This is a genomic window from Actinopolyspora sp. BKK2, from assembly GCF_011291845.1.
Classification (GTDB): domain Bacteria; phylum Actinomycetota; class Actinomycetes; order Mycobacteriales; family Pseudonocardiaceae; genus Actinopolyspora; species Actinopolyspora saharensis.
In genome coordinates this window covers 199,908-213,022 of sequence record NZ_JAANTE010000003.1, presented here as the reverse complement: position 1 = coordinate 213,022, position 13,115 = coordinate 199,908, and the positions used below count along the sequence as shown (strand labels likewise).

At 68.9% G+C, this 13,115-nt stretch carries 10 protein-coding genes; 4 read left to right on the top strand and 6 right to left on the bottom strand.

The window, feature by feature from the left end; translation table 11 throughout:
• The first annotated feature begins 51 nt into the window (after positions 1-51).
• Both polA and G9Q41_RS07875 read left to right on the top strand, forming a co-directional pair.
• Positions 52-2,742 (top strand): DNA polymerase I, encoded by a 2,691-nt coding sequence (gene polA, locus G9Q41_RS07880; RefSeq protein WP_165632436.1) that lies wholly within the window; start codon positions 52-54, stop codon positions 2,740-2,742.
• Positions 2,743-3,020: 278 nt separating this feature from the next.
• Positions 3,021-3,428, top strand: a complete 408-nt coding sequence (locus G9Q41_RS07875) for a VOC family protein (protein WP_092522018.1) — start codon at positions 3,021-3,023, stop codon at positions 3,426-3,428.
• Positions 3,429-3,578: 150 nt separating this feature from the next.
• Here the strand turns inward: G9Q41_RS07875 and G9Q41_RS07870 are convergent, their stop codons facing one another.
• From G9Q41_RS07870 to G9Q41_RS07855, 4 genes are all read right to left on the bottom strand, one after another.
• Positions 3,579-5,642: a YhgE/Pip domain-containing protein gene (locus G9Q41_RS07870; RefSeq protein WP_165632246.1), complete on the bottom strand. Its 2,064-nt coding sequence runs from the start codon at positions 5,640-5,642 to the stop codon at positions 3,579-3,581.
• Entirely contained in the window at positions 5,639-6,334 is a 696-nt protein-coding gene (locus G9Q41_RS07865; RefSeq protein WP_165632245.1) for an ATP-binding cassette domain-containing protein, read from the bottom strand. Before G9Q41_RS07865 ends, G9Q41_RS07870 begins: the two co-directional genes overlap by 4 nt.
• Positions 6,335-6,382: 48 nt before the next feature.
• On the bottom strand, positions 6,383-7,348 hold the full coding sequence (locus G9Q41_RS07860; RefSeq protein WP_165632244.1) for a GNAT family N-acetyltransferase: 966 nt from the start codon (positions 7,346-7,348) through the stop codon (positions 6,383-6,385).
• Positions 7,349-7,460: 112 nt separating this feature from the next.
• Entirely contained in the window at positions 7,461-8,252 is a 792-nt protein-coding gene (locus G9Q41_RS07855; protein ID WP_347567513.1) for a class I SAM-dependent methyltransferase, read from the bottom strand.
• Positions 8,253-8,822: 570 nt separating this feature from the next.
• Here G9Q41_RS07855 and rpsA point away from each other — a divergent pair.
• Both rpsA and coaE read left to right on the top strand, forming a co-directional pair.
• On the top strand, positions 8,823-10,328 hold the full coding sequence (rpsA, locus tag G9Q41_RS07850; protein WP_165632242.1) for a 30S ribosomal protein S1: 1,506 nt from the start codon (positions 8,823-8,825) through the stop codon (positions 10,326-10,328).
• 257 nt (positions 10,329-10,585) lie between these two features.
• Positions 10,586-11,782 (top strand): dephospho-CoA kinase, encoded by a 1,197-nt coding sequence (coaE, locus tag G9Q41_RS07845; protein ID WP_165632241.1) that lies wholly within the window; start codon positions 10,586-10,588, stop codon positions 11,780-11,782.
• Positions 11,783-11,786: 4 nt separating this feature from the next.
• On the opposite strand, the gene G9Q41_RS07840 is transcribed toward coaE, so the two are convergent.
• Together G9Q41_RS07840 and G9Q41_RS07835 are read right to left on the bottom strand one after the other, a co-directional pair.
• Positions 11,787-12,293: a hypothetical protein gene (locus G9Q41_RS07840; RefSeq protein WP_092522006.1), complete on the bottom strand. Its 507-nt coding sequence runs from the start codon at positions 12,291-12,293 to the stop codon at positions 11,787-11,789.
• A 235-nt stretch (positions 12,294-12,528) separates the two neighbouring features.
• A complete protein-coding gene (locus tag G9Q41_RS07835) occupies positions 12,529-13,083 on the bottom strand; it encodes a DUF402 domain-containing protein (RefSeq protein WP_092522004.1) in 555 nt (184 codons plus the stop codon).
• Positions 13,084-13,115: the final 32 nt, after the last annotated feature.

The window sequence follows — 13,115 nt, the reverse complement described above, 5'->3', positions numbered from 1 at the left end:
TGCCCTGTGCGTAACCGTTGACGGGGGTTGAGCCTAGACTCGCACGCCGTGATGGCATCCGAGCACCGACGCCTGCTGCTGATCGACGGCCACTCCATGGCCTACCGAGCGTTCTACGCCCTGCCCAAGGAGAATTTTCAGACGGGCACCGGACAGCACACCAACGCGGTCTACGGCTTCACCTCGATGCTGATCAACCTGCTGCGGGACGAGCAGCCGACGCATCTCGGGGTGGCCTTCGACGTATCGCGCCAGACCTTCCGGTCCGAAACCTATCCGGAGTACAAGGCCAACAGGGGATCGACCCCCGAGGAGTTCCGCGGTCAGGTGAGCCTGATCCAGGAAGTGCTCGGTGCGCTGAACATTCCGGTGCTGAGCAAGGACAACTACGAGGCCGACGACGTCATCGCCACCCTGACCAGCCAGGCGGTCGCCGAGGGGGGCGACGTCCGCATCTGTACCGGTGATCGCGACGCCCTGCAGCTGGTTTCCGAGAACGTCACCGTGCTGTACCCCAGCAAGGGCGTTTCCGAGATGACCCGTTTCACCCCGGAGGCGGTGCAGGAGAAGTACGGGCTGACGCCGCTGCAGTACCCCGATTTCGCGGCGCTGCGCGGCGACCCCTCGGACAACCTGCCCAAGATCGACGGCGTGGGGGAGAAGACCGTCACCAAGTGGATCCAGCAGTTCGGCTCGTTGAACGAACTGCTGGACCGGGCCGACGAGGTGAAGGGCAAGGCCGGCGAGAAGCTGCGCGCCCACGTGGCGCAGGTGTTGCGCAACAGGGAACTGACTCAGCTCGTCTCGGACGTCGCGCTGGACGCGCGTCCGGAGGACCTCGAGATGCGGCAGTGGGACCGCGACGCCGTGCACCGCGTGTTCGACGACCTGGAATTCCGGGTGCTGCGTGATCGGCTGTTCAGCACGCTGTCGACCGAGGAGCCCGAGGTCTCCGAGGGGTTCCAGGTCTCCGGCGGGATCGCGGATCCGGGAACGCTGCGGGACTGGCTGGACAACCACGCCAGGGACGGTCGTCGGGTCGGGTTGGCCTGCACCGGGACCTGGTCGCAGGGCAGCGGGGACCTCGACGGGATCGCCGTGGCCACCGCGTCCGGCGCGGGGACCTATGTGGACGTCGCTGAGCTGACGCCCGAGGACGAGAGCGCTTTCGGCGAGTGGCTGGCGGACGAGTCCGTTCCGAAAGCCGCCCACGACGTCAAGGTCCCCATGCACGCGATCCGGGAGCGCGGCTGGGAATTGCGCGGCGTCACCAGCGACACCGCGCTGGGCGCTTACCTGGTCCGTCCGGGGCAGCGTTCCTTCGATCTCCCCGATCTGGTCGTGCGGTACCTGCAGCGCGATCTCAGCGTGCGCGGGGGCGATGACAGCGGTCAGCTCTCGTTGCTGGAGGACGAGGACCAGGCCAGGAAGGACGCAGCCGCGGCCGAGCTGGTGCGGGCAAAGGCGGTGCTGGAGCTCGCTGACGCGCTGGACGGCGAGCTCGAGGGGATCGAGAACCGCGGCCTGCTCACCGATCTGGAGCTGCCGCTGCTGCGCGTGCTGGTCGACCTGGAGGAGGCCGGCATAGCGGTGGACCGGCAGCGGCTGGAGGAACTGGGCGAGCACTTCGTCGGGCGAGTGGAGGAGGCCGCCGGACAGGCCTACTCGGTCATCGGCAGGGAGATCAACCTCGGCTCGCCGAAGCAGCTGCAAACGGTGCTCTTCGACGAGCTGGGCATGCCCAAGACGAAGCGCACCAAAACCGGTTACACCACCGACGCCGAGGCGTTGCAGGGGCTGTACGCCAAGACCGAGCACCCGTTCCTGCGGCACCTGCTGGAGCACCGGGACGCCACCAAGCTCAAAACCACCGTGGAGGGGCTGGTGAAGGCCGTGGCTCCGGACGGGCGGATCCACACCACCCTGAACCAGATGATCGCCTCCACGGGCAGGCTCTCGTCCACGGAACCGAACCTGCAGAACATCCCCGTCCGCACCGAGGAGGGGCGGCGGATCCGGGAGGTGTTCGTCGTCGGTGACGGCTACGAGACACTGCTCACCGCGGACTACAGCCAGATCGAGATGCGGATCATGGCCCACCTCTCCGGTGACGAGGGGCTCATCGAGGCCTTCCGGACCGGTGAGGACCTGCACAACTACGTCGCCTCCCAGGCGTTCGGCGTGCCGATCGCCGAGGTCGACCACGAGCTGCGTCGTCGGGTCAAGGCGATGTCCTACGGGCTGGTCTACGGGCTGTCCTCCTACGGGCTGGCCCAGCAGCTGCAGATCTCCAACGAGGAGTCCAAGCAGCAGATGGACGCCTACTTCGCCCGGTTCGGTCGGGTGCGCGAGTACCTGCACGAGATCGTCGATCGGGCGCGCAAGGACGGCTACACGTCCACCATCCTCGGACGACGTCGTTACCTGCCCGATCTGACCAGCGACAACAGGCAGCGCCGGGAAATGGCCGAACGCATGGCGCTGAACGCCCCGATCCAGGGCAGCGCCGCGGACATCATCAAGGTGGCGATGCTCGGCGTGCACAGCGCGCTGGCCTCCGAGGGGCTGTCCTCCAGGATGCTGCTGCAGGTGCACGACGAACTGATCATCGAAGTGGCCGAGGGCGAGACCGCGGCCGTCGAGCGGCTGGTTCGCGAGCAGATGAGCTCAGCGGCGAGTTTGGACGTTCCGCTGGAGGTTTCCGTGGGAACGGGGGATTCCTGGGACACGGCGGCACACTGACCCCTTCGCCGCGTCGTGAGGCCATACGGTTGTTCACCGGGTGCTCCCGCCGGGGCGACACCCGGTGAACCGGGGCAGCCGGTTGTCACTCCGAAGGGGTCATGCGGTTAGGCTGCCCTGGATTCAGTTGTGCATCGGCGGTGCAGGCTCCGTCGGGGTGTTCCGTCGTCTCAAGCAGGGGATTCGAGCCGCCGGAGAACTGGCGTATCACGACACGAGAAACCGCGGATGGTCGACGCGTGGTGTTGGGGGTTGCCCGACGTCGGCGAAGGAGGATCATGATCAGCATCGACAGACTGGACCATTTGGTGCTCACCGTGGCCGATGTCGATCGTGCGTTGGACTTCTACGAGAACATTCTCGGAATGGAGACCGTGACCTTTCAGGGGGAGCGGCGCGCGGTGCGTTTCGGTCAGCAGACCATCAAACTGCACGCGGCCAGCGAGCTGGTGGAACCCACGGCGACGCATCCGGTTCCCGGCTCGGCGAACCTGTGCTTGGTCACCGGCAACGTGCTCAGCGAGGTCCAGGAGCACCTGAGGGCGAACGACGTGCGCATCGAGGCCGGTCCGGTCGTGCGGACCGGCAGCACCGGTCAGATCACCTCGTTGTACCTGCGTGATCCGGACGGCAACCTGATCGAGATCGCTCGTTACGACGAGCAGGAGCAGTCGGCGCGGGAGTGACTCGCCCGCCCCGCGGAACGGCGGGGCGGCTGCTCTCGCCCCCTCGCTACGGCGTGTGAATCCGTGCGGTACAGTGCGTGCTCGAAGGGCCCGGAGTGGTGAAAGCCAAACCACTCCGGGCCCTTCTCGTCCGCTGCGGCGGTCGCGGTGTCAGAGTGCCAGTTCCGGTCGGAGCCTGGAGGCAGTCCAGACCCGCTGCCGCATGGCGGCGACTGTGCTCAGCAGCAGCCCACCGGCCAGGTAGCAGGCGAGCACCAGCGCCGCCCGGGCCGCGCTGTCCGCGCCACCGCCGTAGATCAGGTGCCGCAGCCCGTCCACCACGTGACTCAGCGGCAGCACCCGGTGCAGCGGGTGCAGCACGTCGGGAATGGTCTGCCAGGGGAAGGTTCCCCCGGCCGTGACGAGCTGCAGAACCAGGAACACCAGGGCGAGGAACTTCCCGCGCGGGCCGAACGCGGCGTTGAGCGAGTGCACCACACCGGTGAACGCGAGCGAGGTCAGCACCAGGAAGCTCAGGGTCAGCCACGGGCGCGCGGGCTGGACTCCGACGCCGAAGACCACGACCAGATAGAGCAGCACGGCCTGGACCGTCCCCACGATCGCGGCGGGCAACCAGCCCCCGAGCGCGGTGCGCCACGGTGCGACGCCTGCGGCCAACGCGCGGTTGGAGAGGGGACGCATCAGCAGGAACAGCACGAACCCGCCGATCCACAGCGCCAATCCCATGAAGTAGGGGGCCAGCCCGGCCCCGTAGGTTCCCGCCTCGGTCTGCGCCCGCTCGTCCACGGCGACCGGGTTCCCGATGGTCTCGGCCGTGGCTTCGCGCGTGGACTCGTCCGGGGCCGGGATGTCGGCTGCTCCGTCGTCGAGCTTGTCGGCCAGCTCGTGCGAGCCGTTGGCCAGCTCGTCCGATCCGTTGGCCAGCCTGGTGGTGCCCGAGGCCAGTTCGTCGGCGCCGGTGGTGAGCTGCTCGGCCCCGGACACCGCCTCCCGCTGCTTGTCCCGCAGCTCGGTGGCTCCGGAGTGGACCTCGGCGGAGCCGTTCGCGAGCTTTTCCGAGGCCGTGTCCAGCTTCGCGATGCCGTTGGTCAGTTCGGGGGTCCTGTTCGCGAGCTCCCGCGCGTGCGTGGCGACCTGCTCCGCTCCGTCCGAGAGCTTGCGGATCTTGTTCACCCGTTGCTGGACCTTCGAGTTGGCCTCGTCCACGGGCTGGTCGAGTTCGTCGATCGAGCGGGTGACGCGCTCGATCTGCTGCTCCGACATCCCGAGCCCGCGCAGTTTCTCGACCACGTCGCTCTTGGCGCCGTCCAGCCCGTCGGCTACGCGCTGCGACACGGTCCCGAGCTTCGTGGCCTTCTCGGCGAGCTCGGCGTTGCCCTCGGCGACGCGTTCGGCGCCGTCGGCGAGGCGGTCGCTGCGCTCCGGAAGCTCGGCGGTTCGCTCCCGCAGGCGGTTCAGTCCGCCGTGGAGCTCGTCGCTGCCGTCGGCGATCTCTCCGGCGCCCTCGGCGAGCTGGGCGGAGCCGTCGGCCAACCTGCGCTGTCCGGTGAGCAGTTCGTGCGCTCCCCGGGAGAGCCGCGCGGCACCGCTGCTGGCGCTGTCCAGCCCCTCGTCCAGTTCTCCGGCCCCGTTCGCGAGTTCTCCGGCCCCGTCGGCCGCCCGTACCGTCTGGTCGTGCACGGTGCTCAGTCCGAGCAGCAGCTGCCGCGCGGCATCGCTTCCCGCGTCGGCGGCGACTCCCTGACGAACCCGGGTGACCACCTGGTCGGCGATCGTTCCCGCCAAGTAGTTGTTCGCGTCGTTGGTGACCAGCCGCAGCCGGGCCTGCTCCGGATCGAACTCGCCGGGGGAGAGCAGTGCTTCGGAGAAGCCCTGCGGGATCACGAGAGCGAAGGTGTAGCGACCCTCCGAGACTCCGCTGGTCGCCTGCTCGCGGCTCACCCGGTTCCAGTCGAAGTCCCCGGAGTCGATCAGGCGTTGGTAGACCGTGTCGCCCGCCGTGAGCCTGCTCCCGTCGTCCCGGGTGGCTCCCGCGTCGTCGACCACGACGGCGGCGGGAACGGAGTCCAGCTCCCCGTAGGGGTCCCAGTTCGCGTAGATGTACATCGCTCCGTAGAGCAGCGGGACGAGGGTGACCGCCACGAGAGCGAGCTTGGGCAGCTTGCCGGAGGTCAGCCGGCGTAGTTCGGTCCTGGCCAGGCGAAGAGTGGTCATGGTGCGGTCCTGGGGGAAGTTCCGGCGGTGGGAGTGGGGTGGGTGCACTCGGAGACGGGCTGCTCGGTGCCCGAGTTCCGAGCGGAGCCGATGCGAATCGGGCGCACGTTCAGTTCCCGCGCGGTCTGCGGTGCGCACAGCGCCACGACCGCGTAGCCGTGGGTGGCGGTTTCGCGTGCGGCGGTGTACCAGCTAAGCGGGTCACCGCCGTGGCGGTCGGGGCAGTCGAGGATCAGCGCTTCGGTGCCGCGCGCGGTGCGGGCGAGGTCGAGCAGCACCCTGGTCCGGAGCTCCGGTGCGAGCTGTTCGAAACGCTTCCGGGCCGAGTGGTGCAGTCCGCGCTCGGACAACCACCGGTGCACCGCTCGCCTGCCGAACGGTCTCCCGGCGAGACCGAGCCCTTCGGCGACCGCTTCGGAGAGTTCGACGGATCCTTCCGGCTCGGTGATTCCGGCGGAGTCGACCACGGCTGTGGTCCGCCGCAGTCGGACGGGGGAAGCGTGCCCGTTGCGCAGGACCGTTCCGCTGTCGGGGCGCAGGCGTCCCGACAACGCCAGCGCCAGTGCGGTGCGCCCCGATCCGGGCGGTCCCGCGACGAGCAGCAGCTCCTCCGAACGGACGTGCAGCGAGGTGGGCTCGAGCAGCGGCCCGTGCGGACCGGCGACCTCGACTCCCGTTGCGACGATCTCCACGGCTCGGCGTTGCCTTTCGCGTCGCGACCGGCTCCGCCGTCCGAGGTGTCAGCGCAGTGCGGTAGCCGGTCTGATCTCCCATATCGTCCACAGCGGCCGGTAGCCCTGGCGGTGCCAGAAAACCGGGGACACCGGGTTGGCCGGGTTGTAGTACAGGAAGCTGCCCACGGCTCCCGCCGCCGCGAAGTCGTTGTGGGCCATCGTCATCAGGTCGCGACCGATGCCGGTGCCCCGGTGCTCCTCGCGGACGGAGAGGCAGTTGACGTAGCCCCAGAGTCCGCTGCCGATCCGGTGTCCACTGTGGTGGTTGTTCGCGTCGACCCAGCCGCATTCGGCGAGTCCGACCGGAATCTCGTTCCGCTCGGCCAGCCAGACCGGATCGCCGCCCGGAGCCTCGGCGCTTCCGGGGGTGCTCCGCGTGCGCAACCGGACTTCGACGGCACTGCGCTTGAGTCCGGCCGCGTCGGGGCGAAGGACGGAGCCCCCGACCAGCGCGGCGTACTCGAGCTCGGCCATGGCCAGTTCGACGACCCGGTCCGAATCGGGCGGTCCGGCCCGACGCATCTTTACGGTACCAGACAGTTTCGTATCTACTTCCGGAGTCGGTGTCCGCACCGCGAGGCAGGTCAGCGGGGTGAAACCGTGGTCGAGCAGGGCCCGGGTGGCCGAGACGTCCCGGCTGGGCCAGGTGACCAGGCAGGCGGAGTCCCGCTCGGGAACAGCGCGGGTGGCGAGCTGCTCCCGGAAGGCGCGCAGCAGCACGTCCATGCCCGCACGCGGGTGCTCGCCGAGCAGGGGGAAGAGTTCGTAGGTGTCAGCCGTGGACCACAGACTCGGCAGGGTTCCGGGAGGCTGATGCGCGTGGGCGGAAACCCCCGCCACCGTCCGCCCGGCGTCCAGATGAGCCAGGACCGGTTCGCCGTGGCGCGGCAGGGGGTAGACCGCGGGCAGGGCGGGATCCAGCCGCCGGAACCGCCGCTGCTGGGCCTTGAGCAATTCCTGTGCGTTGTTCACGGCGCTTCCGGTGCCTTTTCGCTCGTATCGGCTCGCGCGGACGCGAGCGGTGGTCGCGGTGCTGCTGGTTCGCCCGCCCCGTCGTTGCCGGTCGCGTACCGCTGTTGTCCGGTTACTCGGGAAGCAGGCAGCGGAAGATCACGGTGCCCGGAAGCGTCCTGCCGCGCAACGGACTCCACTGGCCCCACACCTCGGTGTGGTCCTCCGGCCACTCCGGCTCGATCAGGTCCAGCAGTCGGAAGCCCGCCGAGGTTATCTGGCTCACGTAGTCGCCGAGCGTGCGATGGTGCTCGACGTAGGTGGCCCTGCCGGTGGCGTTGATCTCGACGTACGGACTGCGATCGAAGTAGGACTGCACGGCCGTCAGGCCGTCCGGGCCCGGATCGTCCGGGAACGCCCAGCGAATGGGGTGGGTGACCGCGAACACCCAGAGCCCGCCCGGGCGCAGCACTCGGGAGACCTCGCGCATCACCTGCCCCGAGTCGGCGACGAAGGGCACGCCTCCGAAAGCGGAGCAGACGGTGTCGAAGGACTCGGCCGCGAACGGAAGCATGTCCGCGCTGCCCTGCACCAGCGGAACGCTCCGCCCGGAGCGTTCGTTGCCTGCCGCGGCGTGGCGCAACATGCCCTCGGAGATGTCCAATCCCACTGGGTGGGCTCCCCGGGCGGCCAGCCAGCGGGAGCAGGCGGCCGCCCCGCAGCCGACCTCGAGGACGTGCTTTCCCGCGACCTCGCCCAGCAGTTTCGCCTCGCGCTCGCGCAGGCGCTCCGGGCACCACAGGAATTCCTCGTCCCCGAGGAACGGGCCGTGCTCGGCCTGGTAGTCATCGGCGTCGGCGTCCCACCACAGCTTGCTGGCCGAGCGGGACTCGGCGGATCCCGCGGCCCGGTTCGCCGTTCCGATGGTGCCGAGGACGCGCTCGGCCGTGGTGTGCTCCGGATCTCCGCCGGAAGCCTGCTGCCCCGCTTCGGGAACGACGGCGGAGGCCGCGGCCCTCCGCCCGTCGTCCTGGTCGGATCCGGTGGTGACGCGGTCGGTCACTGTTGCCTCCGTGGAGTCCTGGGTGGTGTTCTCGTGGGTGTCCGGCGGGGGGACCGCGGAATCGGTGGGGCGATTTGCTCCGCGATCGCCGGGGCGGGTACGCTATCGCTCGCACCAGGAGTATGTCTCCGCCAGGGCCCCGTGTTCGAACACGGTGCCGGGGTCACCGTTTTCGCGTGGTCCGTCCACCCACCGGGGCTGGTTCCCGGGGTGGTCATTCTCCGGAAAATACCGCGCGGGAAGCCACCGGCCGTGCCGCTTCCCGCCGGGAGTTGCGGCTCCCGGGTGGCTGGAAAGCGGCCGGGGACAAGGGCCCCGAACGCCGCTCGGACTTCCGGCGTCGTGACGGGCGGGTCCCGTGCGGGACCACTCCGGGTGCATGAGAACCTTAGACCCGACAACCTACCTATCCGTACCGGAGCAACCCACCTGATGTCCACCGACACCACCACCGTCCCGACTGCAGCCGCCACCAAGCCGCAGGTCGCAGTGAACGACGTCGGGACGGAGGAGGACTTCCTCGCCGCCGTCGACCAGACCATCAAGTACTTCAACGATGGCGACATCGTCGAGGGCACTATCGTCAAGGTCGACAAGGACGAGGTCCTGCTCGACATCGGCTACAAGACCGAGGGCGTTATCCCGTCCAGGGAACTGTCCATCAAGCACGATGTCGATCCCGCCGAGGTCGTGGCCGTCGGCGACTTTGTCGAAGCCCTTGTCCTGCAGAAGGAGGACAAGGAAGGCCGCCTCATCCTGTCCAAGAAGCGTGCGCAGTACGAACGCGCCTGGGGGACGATCGAGGACCTCAAGGAGAAGGACGAGCCCGTGCGCGGCTCCGTCATCGAGGTCGTCAAGGGCGGCCTCATCCTCGACATCGGCCTGCGCGGCTTCCTGCCCGCTTCGCTGGTTGAGATGCGGCGTGTTCGCGACCTGCAGCCCTACGTCGGGCGCGAGCTCGAGGCCAAGATCATCGAGCTGGACAAGAACCGCAACAACGTCGTTCTGTCCCGCCGGGCCTGGCTGGAGCAGACCCAGTCCGCCGTCCGCAGCGAGTTCCTCAACCAGCTGCAGAAGGGGCAGGTCCGCAAGGGCGTCGTTTCCTCCATCGTCAACTTCGGTGCGTTCGTCGATCTGGGTGGGGTCGACGGTCTGGTGCACGTCTCGGAGCTTTCCTGGAAGCACATCGACCATCCGAGCGAGGTCGTCGAGGTCGGCCAGGAAGTCACCGTCGAGGTGCTCGACGTGGACATGGACCGCGAGCGGGTCTCGTTGTCCCTGAAGGCGACCCAGGAGGACCCCTGGCGCCAGTTCGCCCGGACCCACGCGATCGGCCAGATCGTGCCCGGTCGGGTCACCAAGCTCGTTCCGTTCGGTGCCTTCGTCCGCGTCGACGAGGGGATCGAGGGCCTGGTGCACATTTCCGAGCTGGCCGAGCGGCACGTGGACATTCCGGAGCAGGTCGCTCAGGTCGGTGACGAGGTCATGGTCAAGGTCATCGACATCGACCTGGAGCGCAGGCGCATCTCGCTGTCGCTGAAGCAGGCCAACGAGGGCTTCACCCCGGACTCGGAGTTCGACCCGACCCAGTACGGCATGGCCGCCGAGTACGACAACGAGGGCAACTACATCTACCCCGAGGGCTTCGACCCGGAGACCCAGGAGTGGAAGGAAGGCTACGAGGCCCAGCGCGAGGAGTGGGAGCGGCAGTACGCCGAGGCCCTCGAGCGCTACGAGGCCCACATGCGCCAGGTTGCCAAGGCCGCCGAGGCCGACGCCGCTGCCGCGGCCGCGGGCGAAGGGGAGGAGGAGCCCCAGGAGGGCGACTACACCTCCACCACGGAGCCCGCTGCTGAGGAGGAGGAGCCGGAGCCGAGCGCCATGGCCAGCGACGCGCAGCTGGCCGCTCTCCGCGAGAAGCTCTCCGGCGGCGCGTGAACGAACCCCCGGTCGTTGACCGGTTGATCGATCGGTTCGTGGGCGGCCCCGCACCCGGGTGGTGCGGGGCCGCCCTTTTTGTGGGCGCGGACCGGGCTCTGCGGGCGGTTCCCGGAAAGCGGCGGCGGGCGGCGGGGAACCCTCCTTCCCGTGCCGGGGCGCGCTGCTGGAACTCGCGGGCGGTTGGAGGACGGATCACCGAACCGTGGGGCAGCGGCCCCGCCGCCCGCCCCGGTGGAACTGACAGGATGGGGCGGATGTTGCGCGTTGGTCTCACAGGAGGAATCGGTTCGGGCAAGTCGACGGTCGCGAACAGGCTGGCCGAGCACGGTGCCGTCGTCGTGGACGCGGATCTCGTTTCGCGGGAGGTCGTCGAACCGGGAACCGAGGGGCTTTCAGAGATCGTGGAGCACTTCGGTGCGGAGGTCCTCGACGAGGACGGGGCGCTGAACCGTTCCGCGCTGGCGCGGGTGGTCTTCGGTGACGAGGCGGCCCGGCGCGTGTTGAACGGGATCGTGCATCCCAGGGTCGCCGCCCGCACCGCCGAGTTGATCGCCGCCGCGCCCGAGGACGCGATCGTGGTCCACGACGTCGCGCTGCTCGTCGAGAACGGCTATCAGGACGATTACCACCTGGTGATCGTGGTGGACGCCCCGGTGGAGCAGCGCGTGCGGCGACTCGTGAACCGGGGGTTGTCCGCGGAGGACGCGCGCTCCCGCATCGAGGCGCAGGCCGACGAGCAGCAGCGGCGGGCGGCCGCCGACGTCTGGCTGGACAACGATTCCGCGCAGTGGGAACTCCGCGCCGAGGTGGACCGGCTGTGGGAGATGCGCCTGATGCCTTTCGAGGCCAACGTGCGGTCCCGCGTTCCGCAGCTCTGGAGCGCTCCTCCGGAGCCGGTCGCGCCCGATCCGGAGTGGCCCGCACAGGCCCGACGGCTGGCTGCGCGGATCGCCAAGGCCGCGGGCGGGGGCGGTGTCCGGGTCGATCACATCGGATCCACCGCGGTTCCGGGGCTGGCTTCCGAGGACGTGCTCGATCTGCAGCTGACCGTCCGTGCGCCGGACGAGGCCGACGTCCTGGACGAGCGGCTCGCCGCCGCCGGTTTCCCGCGGTTGTCCGGACACGACGCGGACGAACCGTGCACCGGGGACTCGGTGGAGCAGTGGTGGCGCAGGCTGCACGTTTCCGCCGATCCGGGCAGGAGGGTCGACCTGCACCTGCGGGTGGAGGGCAGGAGCAACTGGCGCCTGGCACTGCTGTTGTCGGCCTGGCTGCGCGCGGACGAGCAGGCCCGCGCGGAGTACGCGGCGCTCAAGCACCGGTGCGCGGAGCTGTTCGCCTCGGACGTCGACTCCCGGCGTTACGCGGAGGCCAAGCGTGCCTGGTTCGAAAAGGTCCTGCCGCGCGCCGAGCGGTGGGCGGAGCGCACGGGCTGGAGCCCGTACGAGTGAGGCTCTACAGCCCGGCGAACATCCCGCGGTGGGCCAGCCACTGCTCGATGTCGCGGTGCAGGCTGATCTCGTCGAAGACGCTGTGCACCGTGCGCAGCGCCAGGTCGGCCTCCTCCGGTGTCAGCTGACCGCGGTTTATCGCGCGGGCGTACTCCTCCGAGTTGACGATGCGCGGCTGGCCCTGTTGCGGGACTTCCAGCCCCAGGCACAGATCGGTCGCGATCCAGGAGCGCGCGTCGCGGTCGATGCGGGCCGCCGTCAGCAGGCTTCCCTCGGGCAGGGCGTGGCGACTGCGCGGCCGGTAACGGGTCAGCCGCAGTCCGGGATCGGGCAGCAGCCAGGTGATCTCGCTGTCGTGAACCGGGTCATCCGGCGTGCTGCATTCCAGGCACAACCCCCATCGCTCGAGGTGGCAGTCGTCCAGCTGCTGGACGGCCCCGGAACCCAGGTGCCGTTGCGCACTGGGGACGTCGACGATTTCGACATGCTGAGGAGTGATCACCGAACCCACGGGGCCGAGAGTAACCCGAAAGAACTGTGAAATAACCAACAAAATGGATCTGTTATGTAACCTTTGAACCTTGTTCGCGTGATGGTTACACCCTTACCGGTGAGTTAGCCAGTATGTCGGTTGTCGCGCAGCGTGATCTCTGCTAGGAGTTCCCGAATTCGGGCCTCGAGTGCTGAGCATCCGGCGCCTGCGTCGGGGCCACCTCCTCGGGTGCGCGGATCCCCGGGGCTGTCGATCAGGCACCGGGAGTGCGCCACTCCAGCTCGATACCGGAGGTCCGCAACCAGGCCGCGAGGTCGTAGTCGTTCCTGGCCAGGGCGTCCACGGTCGCGTGGGTGGTGGACATCGCCCGCTGCGCGGTCTGCTCGTCCAGCAGACCGGCGCGCAGCGCACTGACGAACTCGTCGGTGTCGAGGACCTCGGCGAAACCCGTGGTCGAAACCACGATGTCCAGGTACAGGTCGACCGTGCGCCACTGCCGCGCCCCGCGCTCCACGGAGACGACGTCCAGGTAGAAGTCCTGCACCCGCTCGTGTCCGGGGCGCCAGCGGAAATCGCTGACCCGGAGGTTCAGCTCGGGAAGCAGCCAGGACTCGACGTAGGTCAGTTTCGGGTGGTCGACGATCTCACGCGCCATGTAGAGCCCGAACGACTCCAGGCGGTACTCGTCCACCGCCCGTAGCCGTCCCTTGGAGTCGGTGTTGGTCCGTGCGGTCAGGTCGAAGACCTCCACCTTCGGAGGATGGACCGGAAGGCCCATGCTCTCGGCGATCTCCCGTTGTGACGTCACGCCGACACTGTACGAGAACCGTGTGAGTCGTG